Origin of the sequence: Mycobacterium ostraviense (genome assembly GCF_002705925.1) — a bacterium.
Classification (GTDB): Bacteria; Actinomycetota; Actinomycetes; order Mycobacteriales; family Mycobacteriaceae; genus Mycobacterium; species Mycobacterium ostraviense.
In genome coordinates, this window is the sequence record NZ_NKRE01000001.1 from 392,826 (window position 1) to 412,160 (window position 19,335).

Sequence of the window (19,335 nt, forward strand, 5' to 3'; positions counted from 1 at the left end):
GCTACCAGCACACTGCTCACCAGCATTTGTGAGGCCCGCCTCGCGGGCCGCATCAACGGCCATAGGCAAATACCCAACTAGTCGAGGCACAGCGCGACACGCTCACCCTGGAATAGATCGTCACCCGAGTCCCGTGACGCTCGGAACATGCACCATCTGCCAGGTACCGCAGTTTTGCGTCAAGAACGCGGTGTCACTCTCCTGGATCTGTATTCGCTGCGGACCACTGCCCTTCCAGCTATCGATGACGTCGCTGGTATCAAGGCTTCCCAGCCGCGCCCAACTACATGTCGCCCCACCGGCTGTGCGATACATCCCCGGCATGATGTCCACCCCGACCAGATACGTGCCGTCCCTATCGATGACACCGGTGTATGTGCCGAAGGGGTCAATGACCGTCTTGGAACCCGGAGGTGGCGGCGGCTTGAGACCATCCACCGGTTGCGGGGCGGTGGCCTGCACGGTGACGGTCTGCGTGATGGTCACTGTCGAGGCTGTGTTGTGCGTGCCTCCCCCGCACGCTGAAAGCAGTAGTGCACCGGCAACCACTGCAAGGGGCTTCATGCAGATGGATTGTAGACGGAGCCAACTCGATATATGGCCACTTTCTGCCAAAAAGCTCGCGACCATTCGAGCCCCTTGGGTTAGCTCCAATTCACTTCAGATACGGGGCCTTTCGCGCCGAGCTCAGTCAGAGTCGCCCGGTCGATGGCGGCGTACGAGCTGTGCGGCCGCGATCGCGGCAAGCCCACCGCCTGTCCAGCGCAACATCGGCCGCCGCATGGCCAGCCCGTACCAGTGCAGATACGCCGGCAGCCAACCCACCAAGTCGAACTTGCTGGTGCCGGCGGTCCGGTCCTCCCAGCTGCTGGGCACCTCGTCGACCCGATAGCCCAGCAGGTGCGCCTTCGTCGTGAGCTCCAGCCCCACCTCGAACCCGCGCAGGCTCTCCACCGGGACATCGTCGAGGAAGCGGCGGCTGTACGCGCGGAAGTTCGTGGTGGCATCATGCGTCGGCACCCGGCCCAGGTAATGCAAGCTCAGCCCGGCGGTGCGTGACATCAGGGTCTTCAACCGCGGTCCCCCTGTTTGGGAGCCGCCGGGCATGTACCGCGACCCGCTGACGACGTCGGCTCCCTCGTCGCGAATCTTGGCCGCCATCAACGGAATTGCCGACGGCGGATCGGACAGATCGGCCATGCTGGTGACCACGACATCACCGCGCGCGGCCGCGAAGCCGGCGATCAGCGCGTTGGCCACGCCCTTGCCGATGGAGTTGCGGACCAGCCGCACGGTGACCGGCTTATCGGGCATGGCGGCCAGCGCCGGCAACGTGGTGTCCTCGTCGAAGTCATAGCAGACCAACAGTTCATGAGGCATGTCCGCGAGCGCCTCCGCGAGTCTGCGGACGCAGACCTGGATATTCTCGCCCTCGTTGTAGACCGGGATGACCACGCTCACCAGCCGCTCGCTTCCGGCCGCTACCCGTGCCTTGCGGGCGCGGATCACGAACTGCTTGCCGAAGACCGGCCACGCCATTTTGGAATGCAGGTACAGCTGCACCAGCACCGGCGCCTGCGGCCACGGCGACCTCGACGTGTACGGCAGGAACCGGTCATAGGTGTCGACGATTTTGAGCTGGTTGGATTCCAGCAGTTCGATCAGCGAGCGGTCGCTGATCGGCACGGTGTGGTCCCAGAAGTCCCAGTAGTCGCCGCCGACGAAGCGAATATTGGGCCCCATGGCGATGAAGTGCCCACCCGGTTTCAGCACCCGGCGGGCCTCGGCGATCGTGCGTTCGACTTCGGCCTTACTCGCCAGATGCTCGAGCAGGTTGCTGGTGAAGACCACATCCACCGAGTCATCGTCGAGGAAGCTCAGATCGTCTGCGCTAGCGTGGTGGAACTCGACGCCGGCCTCGAGCATGCCGGCGCTGTCGGGGTTCAGGTCGACGCCGATCCGGCGAGCGGCGCTTACCTGGTTGAGGAATTCGCCGTAACCGCAACCCAAGTCCAGCACCGTGTCGCTGCGCCTGATCCATGTCTGGAAGAAGTCGCGGACCAGCACGCTCCAGATGGCCGATCGCGCTTGCCGGGCGTGGCCGAACCGGTTGCGGTAGAGCTGTTGAAGATCGGGCTCACCCGCGATACGCATGGCGTCCTTGCGGATACAACCCACACACGTCAGATGGTCCCCGCCTTGACGGCGTCGACCACCCAGGGTATGACCTCGTCGAGCATGGCATCCAGGGTAGTTGTCGCCTCGAAGCCGAGTACCTCCGATGCCTTGTGGACGTCGGGTGAGCGCAGCTGCACGTCATGCTCGAACGGCGGATCGCTTTCGTAGCGAAACGGGGTGTCGGGCCGCATTTTGCGCCAGATCACCTCGGCCAGTTCCAGCACCGTGGTGGCCTCGGGTGTGGACAGGTTGAAGTCGCCGTTGAGCGCGGCAGGGTGCTCCATGCAGATGCGGATGCCGCGCGCCAGGTCACCGCCGTAGGTGTAGTGCCGTATCTGGGTACCGTCGCCGAGGATGTGCAGCGGGTCCTGACCCTTGGCCACCTTCTGAATCAGATCCGGCACCACATGGCTCATCGCGAGTTTGACGTTCCCGCTGGGGATTTCGTGCCCGCCCAGCGCCCGCTGCTCGCCGGTGCCGACACAGTTGAACGGGCGGATGATGGTATAGGGCAGTCCATACTGCTCGAAGGCGCCGTGGGCGAAATACTCACAGGCCAGCTTCTGGAACCCGTAAGTGCTTGTCGGAGGCGGACATTCGGTGATGTGCTTTTCCGGCGTCGGGAAGACGGTGGCGTTCTCGAACACCATCGACGAACTGATCACGTTGATCTTCTTCAGCCAGCCCTTGCGATACGCATAGATTGCGGTATCGAAGTGGGCGGCCGCAATTCGCTCATTCTCGGCCAGCAGGTCGTAGGCATACTCGTGGAAATAGGTGATACCACCGATACGGGCCGCGCTGGCCACCATCTGATCGCAGCCTTCGACCAGCCGGAACATCAAACCGACGTCTTTGACGTCGCCCTCGACGAAGTGGTACCGCGGGTGGTCGTCGTAGCTTTTGCTGACCGGCCCGTATTTCGAGTAATTGTCGATCCCGACGACTTCGTGGCCGGCGCGCAGCAGCTCTTCGACGACGTAGCCATTGATGAATCCGGCGCTGCCGGTTACCAGGATCTTCACCGGGCCACCGCTTCCGGCCCCAGCGTCGCCAACTGGGCTCCGTTGAGCGCGTCGGTGTCAAGCTCGCTCACATCCAGGCACCCCCAGACATCCTCGACGATCTTGCCACGCGGTACCGAAAGGCCTCGGTAGGCCGAGTGGGGAACGCCGACCACGATGACGTCCGCACGATCCACCACGGTGTCCAGCGGGTAGTAGTCCTCGCCCGCCAAGAACGGATCGTGCAGCAGGACTTCCTTGGCTTCCAGCATCAGCAGATGGCGCAGTTTGAAGCTGAGCGAGTCGCGGGTGTCGTCGCAATCGGCCTTGAACGTCATACCCAGGATGCCAACGGTCTTGTCGCGCAGGTTAACCCGGCGCTTGAGCATGTTGACGATGAACTGCGGCTGACCCTCGTTGATGAGCATGGCCGCGTGCCCGAGCATGAAATTGTTGTTGCTGAACGCCGCGAGCTGCATGGTGTCCTTCAGCAGGCACGGGCCGGCCGCCAGCCCGGCCCGGGGCAGGCTGTCGACCCGAAAATTCTTGTACGTGGCCGCATGGTGGACTCGGTCGAAATCAAGTCCGGCTTCGCGGCTGAGCAGATAGAACTGGTTGGCAACCGCGAACTGGATATAGCGGTAGCTGTTGCAGAACAGTTTGGCCAGCTCGGCTTCCTGCGGCTCCACCTCGATGATCTCGCTGGTGATTCGCGAAAACAGCTCGCGCACCACCCGCCGGCCCTCGGCGTCGAACCCACTGACGACCTGCGGGATGATCCGCAACTCCCGGATCGAATGTCCCTGCGCGATCCGCTCGGGACAGAACGTGACGTGAACGCCGATCCCACGCTCGGCGAACATGTCCTGGACCCGCTGACTCAGTCCCGGGTAGACCGTGCTTCGCAGGATGAGCGTTTGGCCGTCGTGGAAGTAGGGGCTGATCTCGTCGATAATGCGAAAGAACGTGTGCGCCTGCGGTGTCAGGTATTCGTCGACCGGGGTGCCGACGACGCAGATCACGATGTCGGCATTCCTGACCACCCAGGAATCGGTGCTGGCGCTGATCCGCCCGGTCGGCAACAGCCGCTTGAGCAGATCCTCGGCGCCATTCTCGATGAAGGGCATCCGGCCGGCCATGATGGTCCGCAACGCCTCGGCATTGGTGTCCAAGATGTCGACGGTGAAGCCCTCGTCTGCCAACACCAGCGCCAGTGGTAATCCGACGTGCCCGGCACCACCGACGATGCAAATACGCTCAGCGGGTTGAGTCGTCACGTGAACCGTCGCCTCCCCTTCCTGTTCCCGGTCTGGTCCAGGGTGCTGGACCATAACAAAACCAATCGTCGTCTGTATAGATGGTGTTGGAGCCTACGAGATCAACGCCCGACCACGCGGCATTTCACGCGAACCAACAAGGCCGATCCCCCGCGGCTCCGTTGACGGCGGCAGCCTTTCGCGACAGCATTTCACGTAGGCGCCGACCTTGTCTTTTGAATGACAAAGTTCCGGCACTCCGATTCTCTGGTTCTGACCCGAGGCGACGTGAGTCCTAGTACCTTGACTCACCATGGAGTTCGCGGGGGGCTGGGTCGCGCACACCAACGCCACCGGCACCGATGCAGCGCGCAAGAAGTTGCGCTACACGGCCGTAGCGCTGGTCTTTCTGCCCATCGGGCAGGGTCTCATCCAGGTGTTGGGTCCGTGGCTGAACAGCTATACCAGGGCTTCGCTGCTGGCAGCAGCCATCGCCACGGTTCCCAACTTCTTCGCCAACAAGCACTTCGTCTGGCGCGCGGCCTCGGGCAAGAACCTCCATCACCAGGTGCTGGTGTTCTGGACGGTGGTGATGCTGGCCGTCGGACTGGCCACGTACCTCACCTACCTGGTCGACGACGCGATGGCCGGTCACAGCAGACCCGTCCACGGCATCGTTGTATTCCTGGTTCAAGTGCTCGGCTTCGGCCTCGTATGGATCGGCCGCTACCTGATCCTGGATCGCTGGCTGTTCCGCGAAATCCGCACCTGAATCGATAGCTTGCCGGGATGGTGGCGACGCGCGCAGGTCGCGTGAAAACGTGGTGTTCGACGGCCGGTTGGGGGTCGGCTCGTTGGCAACGGTGCCTCGCCGCGCTGGTCACCGCCGTCCTGTTTTGGCCGCAGTCGTCGGTCGACGCCGACATCGGGGTCGATCCGTCCTGGGAGGCCGCCGTCGCGCTGGCCCGGATTCACCATCTCGCGTGGGGTCCCGAGATCGTTTTCACCTACGGTCCGCTGGCATTCCTGCAGAACACCGGCTACTACTCGACCCAGCAGGCGGTGCTCGCCACGCTCTACCAGGTAGGCGTCATCGTCGCGCTGTTCCTGGGCGTCGCGGCGGCCCTGCGCCGGCGCTCCCCGGCGACGACGTCGCTGGTCGGCGCGTTCGTGACGACCGGAACCACCGCCATCCTGCTGGGTTCCATGTACCCCGAGGTGGTCGTTCTGGCCGCGTTCGCGTGGGCCGGCCCGCTGCTCTTCCACGATGACCTGAAGCGGTCGACGGCGTTCATCACGTCCGTCGCGCTGGCCGCGGTCGGCGGCTTTGAGCTACTGGTGAAGTTCAACACCGGACCGGTCATCGCGATTATCGCGCTGGCGGCGTCGATCCTGCGGGACTGGAGAGCCCTGGGGCGCCACTGCGCAACGGTGACCGCTTTCGTGGTGTCCATCCTGATCTGGTGGCTGCTGGCGGGCCAGCGACTGGGAAACCTGCCGGTCTGGCTTCGATACAGCGGCCAGATCGTCTCCGGCTACATCGAGGGGCAGGCCGTACCCATCCCACTCGATGCCGTCGGCGCGGTGCTGCTCACCGTTGCATGGCTCGTGGTGGTTTGCGCAATGCTGGTAGGCGGCCGACGGATCCCACGCAACTACGCGGTGCTCGTCGCCGTCACGTCGGTGCTGATCGCCAAGAGCGCGTTCGGACGTTACGACACCAATCACTTTTCCGCGCTGTTGGGCCTGATGGTGATCACGGTGGCCATCACCCCGCTCTACGGAATTCTCCGGCCTCGGTTCGAAGTCGCCGTGGTGCTGATCCTCGTCGCGTTCCTTGTCGGGACACTGATCATCGAACAGCGGCCCGTTGCGGTGCTACAGGCTCCCGTGCGCGCCATGGATCGCCTGGCCACGCTCGCCTTCCCCGGTCGCGCGGCGGCGCACATCCGGGACAGCAAAGCACGCCAGCGCCGGCATTACGGAATTCCCGAGCGGTTCGTCAAAACCATCGGGTCCGCGGCAGTCCACGTTGACCCCGACGAGACTTCGGTCGTATGGGCGTATGACTTCGCCTGGCGCCCCGCACCCGTCTTCCAGACCTACTCGGCCTATACACCTGCGCTGGACAAACTGAACAGCGAAACGCTGGCCGACGGGACACAATTCGTGCTGTCGCGACAATCTCCGACCTCGCCCGCCACCGGCATCAACGGCCGGCTCGGCGTGCAGGAAAACCCGCTGTATTCACGTACGCTACTGTGCGATTTCACTGTTGACGGCGTCGAGAACCACTGGGAGCTGCTGGCGCGCAGTCAACCCCACTGCGGACCGCTGACCCCGCTCTCGGAAATCGTCGTGCGCGAAGGAAACCCGGTCACGCTGCCCGCACCGACCGGCCCCCATATGGCGGTCTTGGTGGGCATCGATCTGGACCGGACCATCGTCGACAGGCTGTTCATGGGATCGCTCGTTCCGCTGACCACTTTCACGGTGGTGCTCGACGGGGTCAGCTACCGCCTCACCGGCGGCAACGCCGCCGAGCCATTTCTGGTCAACACACCGGATTCGGTGACTGCCACCAACCTCGAGATCCACTCCCACACCATCGGTGTCGGCCGGACCCGATCGTTGGGACAGCACAGGCTCGCTGCACGGCTGCGCTTCTACGAAATGCGAATCAGCCGGTAATCACCGGCCGAGTCCAGCCGTGGCGAGGCAGCGGCCGAGTTCGAGCGTTCTCATCAGCGGGCAGGCGCGTCGGCACCTCACCCGGCCGGCAGTGCAGCAGGATTATGCTTCGAGCCTTCGGGGCCTTCAGGGGCGCCGCCAACCACTGAACACAAGGGGACGCGATGAGCAACCACACCTACCGTGTTATCGAGATCGTCGGAAGTTCACCCGACGGAATCGACGCCGCGATCCGCAATGGTCTGGATCGAGCGGCGCAGACCATGCGCAGCCTCGACTGGTTCGAGGTCGAGTCGGTACGCGGCCACCTGGTCGACGGCGCCGTCGGCCACTTTCAGGTGACCATGAAAGTCGGCTTCCGCCTAGAGGATTCGTAGGCCGAGGCGCCGCCGACCATCAACCTGCGACCGCATCCGGCTCGGAATACGGCGCTCCGAATCCCGTCACCGGCTGGTAGCCGTGCTTGCGCGCCTTCTCGGCAGCCTGCCGGATCAGGGCGTAGACAGCGACGAAACCGGCGTGGTCGGTCGCCACCAGCGGGGTCAGCAATCGGTTGTGCACCAAGGCGAACGCCACCCCGGTCGCCGGGTCGGTCCACCCGACCGAGCCGCCCATTCCGACATGCCCGAACCCCGGCATTACGTTGCCGATCGGCAAACTGTGATAGCCCAGGTGGAAGGCCAGCGGCACTAACAGATTCCGATCCGGCCGAAGCCGCCGCTCACCGGTCAGTCCCGCGATCAGCTCCGGCGACAGGAACCGAGTTCCGTCGATCTGGCCGCCGTTGGCGATTGCACCGTACATCTTCGCCAGCGCCCGGGCCGTCACCACCCCGTTCGCCGCGGGAATCTCGGCGTCCAGCATGGGGATATCGCCCTGGACGGCGGCCAGGACGCCCGGGAAGTACATCGAGCGGAATCCGCCGGAGAACTGGTTGGCGATCTTGTGCATCGCGTAAGTCAGCACCGGGTTGGCGGCGACATCCTGCGGCATGATGATCTGCGCCGCGCGGGTGGGTGATCCGGCCGGCGGACGACCCAAATGGAAGCCATCGGTGTCGAGTGGCTCGGCAAGCTCCTCGCGAAACAGGGTGCGCATGCTCTTACCGGTCACCGCCCTGGCGAGCCCGGACATCAGCCAACCGAAGGTCAACGCGTGATATGCCGATTTGCCCAGCAGACGTCCGGGGGCGGCGGCCGCCAGCCGTTCTTCCATCACGACGTGATCCATCAAATCGTCCAGGGTGGCGCCGCGCAGACCCGACAAACCGGCCTGGTGCCTCATCACGTCGCGTACGGTGAGCTTCCCCTTACCGTTGGCCGCGAACTCCGGCCAGTACTCGGCGACCGGGGCCTCGTAGTCGATCAGCCCCCGATCGGCCAGCCGGTGGATCACCGTGGCGGCCATGCCTTTGGTTGCCGAGAACACCATCGGGGCGCTGTCAGCCGACCACGGCACCTCGCCGCGCCGGTCGGCCCATCCTTTCCAGACGTCGACGACGGGTTGCCCGTCCAGATACACCGTCAGTGCCCCGCCGCCGGTCCGGCGGGAGGGAAACATGCTGGAAAAGAAACGAACGACGCACGCAAAGTGGGAGTCCGCCGCGCCGGACAGCCGATGACCTGCGTCAGGGTCATCGCGGAAGGGAACCGCGCGTCGATTGACTCCGATGTCTACCGTCACACCTTCGAATTTACTTGGATTTCACAGAGGCCAGTGTCAAACCGGAATTATATTTACCGTTCCGTTAGGACGAGGCCGCCTGGAGTATTTGCTGAGCCGCCAAGGCCGGGGTCAACTCGCCGGCCCGGACCTGACGCTCCACAGCCGAGCGGATCTTACGCACCTCCGGGTGCGACAGCACCCGGTCCAGCACCGCGTCGCGGACCAGCTGCCATGTCCAGTCAACCTGCTGCTCTCGCCGCCGGGCTTCGAACTCTCCCGCCTCGATGAGCACCCGGCGATGACGCTCGATAGTGTCCCACAGCTCGGTCAGACCGGTCCCCTCGACCGCGCTCATCGTGAGAACCGGTGGACGCCATAGTGTTTCACGAGGATGGATCAATCTCATCGCCCCGGACAGCTCCCGGGCAGCGATCCGCGCATCGCGCAGGTGTTCGCCGTCGGCCTTGTTCACCACCACGATGTCGGCGAGCTCCAGCACACCCTTTTTGATGCCCTGCAACTGGTCGCCGGCACGCGCCAGGGTCAGCAGGACGAAGGTGTCGACCATGTTGGCGACCGCGACCTCGGACTGGCCGACGCCGACGGTTTCGATCAAGATCACATCGAAACCGGCGGCTTCCAACAGCACGACCGTTTCCCTGGTGGCCTTTGCTACTCCGCCCAACGTGCCCGAGGTCGGCGAGGGCCGGATGTAGGCATCCAGGTGCATGGCCAGTCGCGCCATCCGCGTCTTGTCGCCCAGGATCGACCCGCCGGTACGCGTCGATGACGGATCGACCGCGAGCACCGCCACCCTGTGCCCCTGCTCGATCAGGTACATCCCGAGCGCCTCGATGGCGGTCGACTTGCCCACGCCAGGAACGCCGGTGATGCCGACGCGATGCGCCTTGCCGGAATCCGGCAGTAGGGCCAGCAGCAGCTGTTGCGCCCGCTCACGGTGGTCTGTGCGGGTGGACTCCAGCAGGGTGATGGCCCGCGGCAGCGCGGCGCGATCGCCGTTGCGGATGGCCTCCGCCAGTTGTTCGGTGGTCATTGGGGCCGCCTCGTCGCAGCCACCGAACGTAACGCCACGGCGAAAATTCGAGCCGAAATTCGCCGTGGCGTTACGCTCGCGGAAAGGATTTGGCCGGCCACTAGTCCAGGTCGTATCCCAGACGCTCGGCCAACTTGTGCAGCAGGCCGATGGCGGCGTCGGCGATCACCGTCCCGGGCGGGTAGATGGCGGTCGCCCCGGCGGCGTAGAGCTCGTCGAAGTCACCGGGCGGGATGACACCGCCGACCACGATCATGATGTCGGGCCGACCCACCTTGGCCAGCGCATCGCGCAGCGCCGGCACCAGCGTCAGGTGCCCGGCCGCCAGCGAGGACACGCCGACGACGTGGACGTCGTTGTCGGCGGCTTGGCGGGCCACCTCCTCCGGCGTCGAGAACAGCGATCCGACGTCGACGTCGAACCCGATGTCGGCGAATGCGGTGGCGATCACCTTCTGACCGCGGTCGTGACCGTCCTGGCCCATCTTTGCCACCAGGATCCGCGGCCGGCGGCCGTCGGCATCGGCAAACTTCTCTACGAGTTCGGTTGCGGCAGCGATATTAGGGGCCCTTCCGACTTCGTCACGGTAGACGCCGGCGATGGTACGGATCTCGGCCTGGTGACGCCCGTACACCTTCTCCAGCGCATCGGAGATCTCGCCGACGGTGGCCTTGGCGCGGGCAGCATTGATGGCCAACGCCAGTAGGTTATTGCCCAGCCCGTCTTCCCCGGCGCGGCCGTGGGCGGACGCGGCGCGAGTCAATTCGGCCAGCGCGGCCTCGACCGCGGCCGGGTCGCGCCCGGCCCGCAGCTCCCGCAATTTGGCCAGCTGCTCGGCGCGCACCCGGCTGTTGTCGACCTTGAGCACCTCGATCTGTTGCTCCTCGTCGACCCGGTACTTGTTCACCCCGATCACCGGTTGCTGGCCGGAGTCGATGCGGGCCTGGGTGCGGGCGGCCGCTTCCTCGATGCGCAGTTTGGGAATGCCGTCGCTGATGGCCTGCGCCATGCCCCCGTGCTCGGCGACCTCCTCGATGTGGGCCCGTGCCCGCCGGGCGAGCTGATGGGTCAGCCACTCCACGTAATACGAACCGCCCCAGGGGTCGATCGGCCTGGTGGTGCCGGACTCCTGTTGCAACACCAGCTGGGTGTTGCGGGCGATGCGCGCGGAGAAGTCGGTGGGCAGTGCCAACGCCTCGTCGAGGGCGTTGGTGTGCAACGACTGAGTGTGGCCCTGGGTGGCGGCCATCGCCTCGATGCAGGTGCGGGCCACGTTGTTGAACACGTCCTGTGCCGTCAGCGACCAGCCCGAGGTTTGCGAATGGGTGCGCAGCGACAGCGATTTCGGGCTTTGGGGTTCGAATCCGGCGACCAGCTCACTCCACAGCAGCCGGCCGGCACGCAGCTTGGCGACTTCCATGAAGAAGTTCATCCCGATGCCCCAGAAGAAGGACAGCCGGGGCGCGAACGTGTCGATATCCAAGCCGGCGTCCAGGCCCGCCTTGATGTAGTCGACACCGTCGGCCAGGGTATAGCCAAGCTCCAAATCCGCTGTGGCACCGGCTTCCTGGATGTGGTAGCCGGAAATCGAGATGGAGTTGAACTTCGGCATTTTCGCGCTGGTGTAGGCGAAGATGTCGGAGATGATCCGCATCGACGGCTTAGGCGGATAGATGTAGGTGTTGCGGACCATGAACTCTTTGAGGATGTCGTTCTGGATGGTGCCGGCCAGCTTCTCCGGCGGCACGCCCTGCTCCTCGGCCGTGACCACATATAACGCCAGAATCGGCAGCACCGCGCCATTCATCGTCATTGACACACTGACTGCGGACAGGTCGATCCCGTCGAACAGCTGCCGCATGTCGAGGATGGAATCGATTGCCACGCCGGCCATTCCGACGTCGCCCTGCACTCGTGGGTGATCGGAGTCGTAACCGCGGTGGGTGGCCAGGTCGAAGGCCACCGACAGGCCCTTCTGGCCGGAGGCCAGGTTACGGCGATAGAACGCGTTGGAGTCGGCGGCGGTGGAAAAGCCCGCGTATTGCCGAATGGTCCACGGCTGGTTGACATACATCGTCGGATAAGGGCCACGCACAAAGGGTGGCTCGCCGGGAAAGCTGTGCAGCGGGTAACCCTGCGCAGCGGCGGCACGGCGGTCGGCGGCGATGTAGACCGGTTTGACGTCAATGCCTTCCGGGGTGTGCCAGTGCAGCTGGTCGGGTGAGTAGGCGTGCGCGGCCGCGGCGGCAGCGACAAGCTCGTCCACCGCCTGTTCGGTGGCCGGCTGCGCGGCGCGCGCGCCGTGCAGCGGGACATCGGCGAAACTGCCGATAGCGGGTACGGTCGTCGTCATCGTGGCTACGCTCCCAACCGAGTGAGCAGATTCGACAAAGCTTCCAGCGCATTGATTTTCGCGGTCAGGAACTCATCGGGCCGATGGGCCGCCGAGTCTCCCAGAGCCGTCTCGGGGCCGGCCAGGTAGACGCGCTCTATGCCGGCGTCCCTCGCGGCCCGTGTCACGTCGGCGGCCTCGTCCCGGTAGCGGTTGTCGGTACCGCAGATCACCGCGACTGTCGGTGACCCCGACTCCGCCACAACCTTCGCCACACCGGCCGCGTCGACTGCTCCGGGGTTGAGCGCCTCGATGCCACCGGAGGCCAACAGGTTCGCCGCGAACGTCGTCCGGATGTTGTGCTCGGCCAGTGGACCCAACGGCAGCAACAGCGCTCGCGGTCGTGACCCGGTGCGGGCCAGGAAGATATCCGAGCGATCACGCAATGCTTCGAACCCGGCGGCATAGCGCACCAGGCTTCCGCCGTAGCCCAGCGAATCACCTTGTGGCAGCAGGGGTTCCTCGAGATTCGCAAATTCGTTGACGCCGGTGATCGCGAGGCGGCGATGTGCAATGTCGTCGGTGCGGCGGGCGGCAAGCGCGGCGATCTGGCCGGCAAGGTAGTCATGGGCGGCGACGAAACCGCCGTGCGCCTCGATGGACTGGAAATGCCGCCAAGCCTGCTGGGCCAGTTGTTCGGTGAGGTCCTCGACGAACCACGACCCGCCGGCCGGATCCAGCACCCGGCCCACGTGTGATTCCTCCAGCAGCAACAGCTGAGTATTGCGGGCGATGCGGCGCGCGAAGCTGTTCGGGGTGCCGGGAAAGCCGCCGGGAATCGCCACATCGAACGGATGCACCAGCACCGTGTCGGCGCCGCCGACACCCGCGCCGAAGGCTGCCAGGGTGCAACGCAGCATGTTCACCCACGGGTCGCGCTGGGTCATCATCGGCAGCGACGTCTCCGCGTGCACCCTGACCGCGCCGCCGTCCGGGTCCCCGGCGACTTCGGCGACGCGGGCCCACAACTGGCGGGCGGCCCGCATTTTGGCCAGCGTCATGAACTGGTCGTCGGCGGCGGCCAGCCGCAGGCTGATCTGCCGCAATGCCTCGCCGACCGGAATCCCGGATTCGGTGAGCAGCCGCAGATAGGCCACCCCCGCGGCGATGGTGCCGGCGAGTTCCCAGGCCGCGGTGGCGCCCACGTTGTGAAAGGCCGGTCCGTCGACGGTGATGGCGCGCAGCCCCCGATCGCCCGCGACCCGCGTGGCGACTGCGATGACGTCCTCGGCGCTCGGGGCGGGACGGTCACTGAACGAGGCTGTCAGGGGATCGCCGCCCAGATCGATCGACACTGTGGCGTGCTGGTCGGGGTCGAGTTTGGCCACCAGCGCGAGCATGGCATCGCAGGCTGCCGGGTAGTCGGCGCCAGCATCAAGGATGACCGGTGCCAGGTTCAGGTACACACCGGCAAGCAGCGCGCCGAGCCGGGCGGGTTCCACGCCGGGTTTGCCCACCCTGATCAGCAGCGCGCTCACCCCCTCGCCGAGCGCGGCCAGCACCGCCGCGTTGGCGTCTTCGGCCTCTGGGGCGTGCGCTTCGGGAAACGCCTCGGCGACCTTCCAGCCCGAATTGACGTCTCGCAGCGCGTCACCGCCGCGCACATAAGGCCATCGGCCGGGCAGGGAGGGCTCCGGCAGCTCGTCGAACGCGGTATAGAGAGCCCGGATCGCGAACCCGTCATAGGTCGGGGTGTCCAGCAACTGCTCGGGGTGGTCCCCTAGTTCTGCCGGGTCACGGCGAGCGGTCTTGGACAGCACACCGGCGACCGCAGTGCGCCAACGCTCGCGAACCTGTTCTAGGCCGGCGAGCCCGGGTACATCAATGGACACCGACTGCTCCTATTTATGCAGCAACTGACAACTTTGTTTCTGGTTGCTTCAGGACCGCCACTAACTAATAAGGCTAATTGATTGCGGCCGCCGCATCGGTGACGAGGTATGGCGACCGAGGCCGGAGCGTGACAAGAAACGCCAGCCAGGGGAAACGAGATATTCATGTTCACCCCGTACGCTTGGACAGCGTGACGGCTCCCGCCATGTGCAAAACCACCGATACGGTGCGCGGTATCGCTATCGCGCTCGGTGCGGCTGCACGCCAGCTGTCGCTACCGCGGACGGTGGGCACCGTGGTGGGAATCACAGCATTGGTCGCGGTGGCGCTACTGGTGCCGCTGCCCACAGCGGTGCAGATGCGGGACTGGGCAACATCGGTAGGCCCGTGGTTCCCGCTGGCGTTTCTACTCGTGCACATCGTCGTCACGGTGCCGCCATTCCCGCGCACCGCATTCACCGTGGCCGCCGGCCTGTTATTCGGGCCGGTGTGGGGCATATTGATCGCGATCACCGCCAGCACAGCCAGCGCGGTCATCTCGATGCTGCTGGTGCGCGCGGCCGGATGGCGGCTCAACCGGCTGGTGCGCCACCGGGCGGTCGGCCGGCTTGACGCGCGGCTGCGGGAGCGGGGCTGGCTGGCGATATTGTCGTTGCGGTTGATCCCGGCGGTACCGTTCGCGGCGCTGAACTACGGCGCCGGCGCATCGGCCGTGCGGGTGGCGCCGTACGCGCTGTCCACGCTGGCCGGTCTACTCCCCGGCACCGCCGCGGTGGTGATTTTGGGCAATGCGCTCGCCGGCTACGGCAACCCGCTGCTGGTCCTGGTGTCGGTGTGCACGGCGGCGCTGGGCATGACCGGACTGATCTTCGAGGTACGCCACTATCGGCGCCAGCACCGCCGCAGCGTACCCCGCTACGACGACGAGCCCATACGCGAGCCGGCCGTCACCCGCTGAACCGGCGACTGCATCAGAGCGTTCCGATCGCGCTGTAACCAGGTTCAGCTACAGCAGCGCGGGTCCAGAACGGTGCACAGTGCCTGCAGGCCATGCGGGTGGGCGCGGTGAAAGACGTACATGCCGCGACGGTCGGAGATGACCAGGCCCGCATTGCGCAACTGGGCCAGGTGATGGCTCACCGTGCCGTCCGACAGGCTTAGGGCCGCGGCCAACTCGCCGCTGGTCTGCTCCCCCGCGCTGGAGCTCAACAGATACGACATGATCTTGACCCGGGCCGGATCGGCCAAGGCCTTAAGCCGCAGTGCCACCTCGAGGGCGTCGTCGTCGCTCATCGGCCCCGCGGCCACGGGAGCGCAGCACACCGGTTGGGAGATATCGATCACGGGCAACGCTTTAGGCATGATCCCACCATGCCAGATTTATTGACATATATCAAAAAGGTGGCATTATGGGCATCGGCATTAGTTCGATATATGTCTAACCAATTGGAGGTTGTTTCCGATGTCCCGTGTCCAACTGGCTCTCAACGTCGATGACCTGCAGAGCGCGATTACGTTCTACTCCAAGCTATTTGGCGCGCAACCGGCGAAAGTCAAGCCGGGTTACGCCAACTTCGCGATCGCCGATCCGCCGCTGAAACTGGTGCTACTGGAAAACCCCGGCTCCGGTGGCAGCCTGAACCATCTCGGCGTGGAGGTCGACTCCAGCGCCTCGGTGCATGCCGAAATCGCCCGGTTGACCGAGGCCGGCATGTTCACCGAGGAGGAGCTCGGAACCACCTGTTGCTTTGCCACCCAGGACAAGGTCTGGGTCACCGGCCCCGGTGGGGAACGCTGGGAGGTCTACACCGTGCTGGCCGATTCCGAAACCTTCGGCGCCAGCCCGGCTCGCCCCGGCGACGAGGACGCTGCGTGCTGCGGCACCGAGGCCGCGGCGACGTCGTGCTGCTGACTCCCCGACTGCTGGGTTGCGCCTTGATTCGATAACTGTCAATATCGAAGTATGTCGAAGCAGACTGAGCCGACTGGCGTTGGCGATCCGTGTTGTGAGGTCAGCCCATTGGTGACCGAACCGCTGAGCGCCCCGGCGGCAGCGGTAATGGCGGCCCGGTTCAAGGCCCTGTCCGATCCGGTACGGCTGCGCCTGCTCTCGGCGGTGGCCAGCCACGCCGGCGGGCAGGCCTGCGTGTGCGACATCGCCGACGGCCTTGACGCGCTCGGGGTTGGTCAACCGACCATCTCTCATCACCTCAAGGTGCTGCGCGAAGCCGGGCTGTTGACCTCGCAACGCCGCGGCACCTGGGTCTACTACGCCGTGGTGCCCGAGGTGCTCGCCGAACTTTCGGAGCTGCTGGCCGGTGTCCCCGCGACCGCAGCGGCGGCAGCCCGATGACCGATCCGGCCCGGCTTTCGACGCTGGATCGATTCCTGCCGGTGTGGATCGGGGTGGCGATGGCCGCCGGGCTGGCACTGGGCCGCCTGATCCCGGGCCTGGGCGGGCTGCTCAGCACCGTGCAGGTCGATGGGATTTCGCTGCCCATCGCGGCCGGGCTGCTGATCATGATGTATCCGGTGCTGGCCAAGGTCCGCTACGACCGGCTCGATACCGTTACCGCCGACCGCCGCCTGTTGGTCGGTTCATTGCTGCTGAACTGGGTGGTCGGCCCTGCGGTCATGTTCGCCCTGGCCTGGCTGCTGCTGCCGGACCTGCCGCACTACCGGACCGGGTTGATCATCGTCGGGCTGGCCCGCTGTATCGCCATGGTCATCGTTTGGAACGACCTGGCCTGCGGTGACCGCGAAGCGGCCGCCGTCCTGGTCGCGCTGAACTCGATGTTCCAGGTCGTCATGTTCGCCGTGCTGGGCTGGTTCTACCTTTCGGTGTTGCCCGGCTGGCTCGGCCTGCCGCAAACCGGCATCGATGTCTCGGCGTGGCAAATCGCCAAATCCGTGCTCATCTTCCTGGGTATCCCCCTGGCCGCCGGATACCTGACCCGTCGGCTCGGAGAACGCGTCAAGGGCCGGCAGTGGTATGAGAGCCGGCTGCTGCCCCGACTCGGGCCCTGGGCTCTGTACGGACTGCTATTCACCATCGTGATTCTCTTTGCCCTGCAAGGTGATCAAATCGCCTCCCGGCCATGGGACGTCGCCCGTATCGCGGTACCCCTGCTGGCCTACTTCGCCGTCATGTGGGCCGGGGGCTACGCGCTGGGACTAGCGTTGCGGCTGGGCTATGCCCGCACCACCACGCAGGCATTTACCGCCGCCGGCAACAACTTTGAACTCGCCATCGCGGTGGCGATCGCCACCTTCGGCGCCTCGTCCGGTGAGGCGCTGGCCGGAGTGGTCGGACCGCTGATCGAAGTGCCCGTGCTGGTCGCCCTGGTTTACGTCTCTTTGGCGCTGCGGCCGCGGCTCTTCCCGTCACCGCCGACCCCGACCCATCCGGTGGAAAGCCTGCGCTCATGACCGATACGCCTAGCGTGTTGTTCGTCTGCGTGCACAACGCCGGCCGCTCCCAGATGGCCGCCGCTCTGTTGACCCAGCTGTCCGAGGGCCGCATCGAAGTCCGTTCGGCCGGAACCGAACCCACTGACCGGATCAACCCGGTCGCAGTGGCCGCGATGGCCGAACTGGGCATCGACCTCACCTCGGCGACCCCGAAGGCACTCACCCCTCAGGCCGTGCAGACCAGCGATGTGGTGATCACCATGGGCTGCGGCGACGCGTGTCCGTACTTTCCCGGGGTGTCCTACCGCGACTGGAAACTCGACGACCCCGCCGACCAGCCCCTTGACGTCGTGCGGGCGATCCGCGACGACATCACCGCACACGTTCGTGCACTGATCGCCGAACTACTGCCGGCACCCACTACTGGGTAATGAGCGAGAACGCTTGTGTGCCAATCGGTTTCACGCTGACGCCGGCATGGTCCTCAGTACCGAACCAAATCGCCGCCCTGATGATCGCCGGCCGACGTCCCCCGCGCGTCTAACGACCGGCGACCGCAGGCAACGTGAGCCGGAATTGCGCGCCGCCATCATGGGGCAGGCACACCAGGTCCCCGCCGTGTGCCCGAGCCAGCGCCCGCGCGATCGGCAGGCCCAACCCGGCGCCACCGTGGTCTCGGGCGCGTCCAGCGTCCAGGCGCACCAGGCGCTCGAAGATGCGGTAGCGCTCGTCGTCGGGGATGCCCGGGCCGGTGTCGGTAACGGTGACCTCTGCCACCCCGCCGCCGGCGCTCAGCTCGACCGGTGATGGACCCGCCTGCCGGGGTATACCTGCGGGCATTGTCAAGCAGGTTGGACAGCATCTGCGCCACCCGCGTCGGGTCCGTCGCGATGGTCAGCGAGCTGAGCCCCGTCCGGTCGATGGTGAGGTTCGGCGCCAGCATGGCGGCCCGGTGCACTTCGGCGTCGACAATGGCACCCAGGTCGGTGTCGTGCACATCCAGCGATAGCCCGGCGTCGATCCGGCTCAGATCCAGCATGTCGGCGACCAGCCGACCGGCCCGGCGGGCATCCGACAACAACAGGCTGGCGCGGCGGTACTGACCGCGCGCCACGGCGTCGGCCTCGTGCCGGCTGGCGCTGGTGGCCAGCTGTTCAGCGGCGGCCTGGATCCCGGCGATCGGGGTGCGCAGCTCATGAGCGGCATCGACGAGGAATTGCCGGGTCGCGCTCTCGGCTCGCTGCGCCGATTCCGCGGCTTGCCGCGCCCGCAGCTCAGAAGCTTCCAACGCGTCCAGCATCCCATCGAAAGCGCTTGCGGCCCTGCCTAATTCGGTATCGGTGCGATCCGGGCGCAGCCGACGGCCGCGGTCGCCGGTGGTGATGTCCTGCGCGAGCGCAGCGATCCGGTCCAAGGGCCGCAGCGCCGTCCTACTGACCGCGACCAGCAGCAGCGCCGCCACCGCCAGGGTTCCCAGACCGGCAGCGATCATCAGCTGACGCAGCTGGCGGGTCACCTGGGTGGTCTGCGTGGTGTCGGCAACCAGGATCAGCCGGGAACCGTCCGGCAGCGGGTGCACCACCGCCGTTGCGGTGGTTTCGGGTGGCAGGCCGGGCGGCGGCCCTATCGGGTGAGGCGGCGGGGGGCCGGGAGGCGGCGGTCGAAAGAAACCTCGGAGGTGCACGCTTCAACAGCGGTCAAGGTCATTCCGGCGGCCTCACAGAGGGGGGAGTTCGTCAGGATGAACCGAGTCTAGGAGGGTGGTGTTTTTCGCGTGGCGTTGACCCGATAGTCGGGCGTGATCGGTGAGAATGGTTGGGTGAGTTTGGGTTTGACGCCGAAGCAGGCGGA

The 19,335-nt window shown here is 65.7% G+C and carries 15 protein-coding genes and 2 pseudogenes; 7 read left to right on the top strand and 10 right to left on the bottom strand.

Going from position 1 to position 19,335, the window contains the following annotated elements; translation table 11 throughout:
• Positions 1–120: 120 nt before the first annotated feature.
• From CDN38_RS01590 to CDN38_RS01605, 4 genes are all read right to left on the bottom strand, one after another.
• Positions 121–486 (bottom strand): Rv1352/Rv1906c domain-containing protein, encoded by a 366-nt coding sequence (locus CDN38_RS01590; protein WP_233027086.1) that lies wholly within the window; start codon positions 484–486, stop codon positions 121–123.
• A gap of 201 nt (positions 487–687) precedes the next feature.
• The gene (locus CDN38_RS01595) at positions 688–2,154 is read right to left on the bottom strand and encodes a glycosyltransferase (protein ID WP_075509736.1); all 1,467 of its coding nucleotides are present in this window, start codon (positions 2,152–2,154) and stop codon (positions 688–690) included.
• A gap of 29 nt (positions 2,155–2,183) precedes the next feature.
• Positions 2,184–3,203 carry an NAD-dependent epimerase/dehydratase family protein gene (locus CDN38_RS01600; protein ID WP_075509717.1) on the bottom strand — a complete coding sequence of 340 codons (1,020 nt, stop codon included), beginning with the start codon at positions 3,201–3,203 and terminating at the stop codon, positions 2,184–2,186.
• The gene (locus CDN38_RS01605) at positions 3,200–4,459 is read right to left on the bottom strand and encodes a nucleotide sugar dehydrogenase (protein ID WP_075509718.1); all 1,260 of its coding nucleotides are present in this window, start codon (positions 4,457–4,459) and stop codon (positions 3,200–3,202) included. Before CDN38_RS01605 ends, CDN38_RS01600 begins: the two co-directional genes overlap by 4 nt.
• A 292-nt stretch (positions 4,460–4,751) precedes the next feature.
• Between CDN38_RS01605 and CDN38_RS01610 the strand changes: the two genes are divergently transcribed.
• From CDN38_RS01610 to CDN38_RS01620, 3 genes are all read left to right on the top strand, one after another.
• A complete protein-coding gene (locus CDN38_RS01610) occupies positions 4,752–5,210 on the top strand; it encodes a GtrA family protein (protein ID WP_075509719.1) in 459 nt (152 codons plus the stop codon).
• A gap of 17 nt (positions 5,211–5,227) precedes the next feature.
• Positions 5,228–7,129 (top strand): hypothetical protein, encoded by a 1,902-nt coding sequence (locus CDN38_RS01615; protein WP_075509720.1) that lies wholly within the window; start codon positions 5,228–5,230, stop codon positions 7,127–7,129.
• A gap of 164 nt (positions 7,130–7,293) precedes the next feature.
• Entirely contained in the window at positions 7,294–7,506 is a 213-nt protein-coding gene (locus tag CDN38_RS01620; protein WP_023373419.1) for a dodecin, read from the top strand.
• 19 nt (positions 7,507–7,525) lie between these two features.
• Here CDN38_RS01620 and lipL read toward each other — a convergent pair whose 3' ends face one another.
• The 4 genes from lipL to mutA all read right to left on the bottom strand — a co-directional run bounded on the left by lipL (position 7,526) and on the right by mutA (position 14,072).
• Positions 7,526–8,812 (bottom strand): esterase/beta-lactamase LipL, encoded by a 1,287-nt coding sequence (gene lipL, locus CDN38_RS01625; protein WP_075509721.1) that lies wholly within the window; start codon positions 8,810–8,812, stop codon positions 7,526–7,528.
• A gap of 64 nt (positions 8,813–8,876) precedes the next feature.
• On the bottom strand, positions 8,877–9,848 hold the full coding sequence (meaB, locus tag CDN38_RS01630) for a methylmalonyl Co-A mutase-associated GTPase MeaB (RefSeq protein WP_075509722.1): 972 nt from the start codon (positions 9,846–9,848) through the stop codon (positions 8,877–8,879).
• A gap of 100 nt (positions 9,849–9,948) precedes the next feature.
• Positions 9,949–12,201: a methylmalonyl-CoA mutase gene (scpA, locus tag CDN38_RS01635; RefSeq protein ID WP_075509723.1), complete on the bottom strand. Its 2,253-nt coding sequence runs from the start codon at positions 12,199–12,201 to the stop codon at positions 9,949–9,951.
• A 5-nt stretch (positions 12,202–12,206) separates the two neighbouring features.
• Positions 12,207–14,072 (bottom strand): methylmalonyl-CoA mutase small subunit, encoded by a 1,866-nt coding sequence (gene mutA / locus CDN38_RS01640; protein WP_075509724.1) that lies wholly within the window; start codon positions 14,070–14,072, stop codon positions 12,207–12,209.
• 191 nt (positions 14,073–14,263) lie between these two features.
• Here mutA and CDN38_RS01645 point away from each other — a divergent pair, with 191 nt between their 5' ends.
• Complete coding sequence (locus CDN38_RS01645; protein WP_075509737.1) at positions 14,264–15,031, top strand: TVP38/TMEM64 family protein; 768 nt, start codon at positions 14,264–14,266, stop codon at positions 15,029–15,031.
• 44 nt (positions 15,032–15,075) lie between these two features.
• Here the strand turns inward: CDN38_RS01645 and CDN38_RS01650 are convergent, their stop codons facing one another.
• Entirely contained in the window at positions 15,076–15,435 is a 360-nt protein-coding gene (locus tag CDN38_RS01650; protein WP_075509725.1) for an Rv2640c family ArsR-like transcriptional regulator, read from the bottom strand.
• A gap of 100 nt (positions 15,436–15,535) precedes the next feature.
• Here CDN38_RS01650 and CDN38_RS01655 point away from each other — a divergent pair, with 100 nt between their 5' ends.
• The 3 genes and pseudogenes from CDN38_RS01655 to arsB all read left to right on the top strand — a co-directional run bounded on the left by CDN38_RS01655 (position 15,536) and on the right by arsB (position 17,915).
• Entirely contained in the window at positions 15,536–15,985 is a 450-nt protein-coding gene (locus tag CDN38_RS01655; RefSeq protein WP_075509726.1) for an ArsI/CadI family heavy metal resistance metalloenzyme, read from the top strand.
• 51 nt (positions 15,986–16,036) lie between these two features.
• A complete protein-coding gene (locus tag CDN38_RS01660; RefSeq protein WP_075509727.1) occupies positions 16,037–16,426 on the top strand; it encodes an ArsR/SmtB family transcription factor in 390 nt (129 codons plus the stop codon).
• Positions 16,423–17,915 (top strand): annotated as a pseudogene (gene arsB, locus CDN38_RS01665) (ACR3 family arsenite efflux transporter). Before CDN38_RS01660 ends, arsB begins: the two are co-directional and overlap by 4 nt.
• Before the next feature lie 109 nt (positions 17,916–18,024).
• On the opposite strand, the pseudogene CDN38_RS01675 reads toward arsB, so the two are convergent.
• A pseudogene (locus CDN38_RS01675) lies at positions 18,025–19,144 on the bottom strand (sensor histidine kinase); the annotation flags it as partial.
• Between the last annotated feature and the right edge of the window lie 191 nt (positions 19,145–19,335).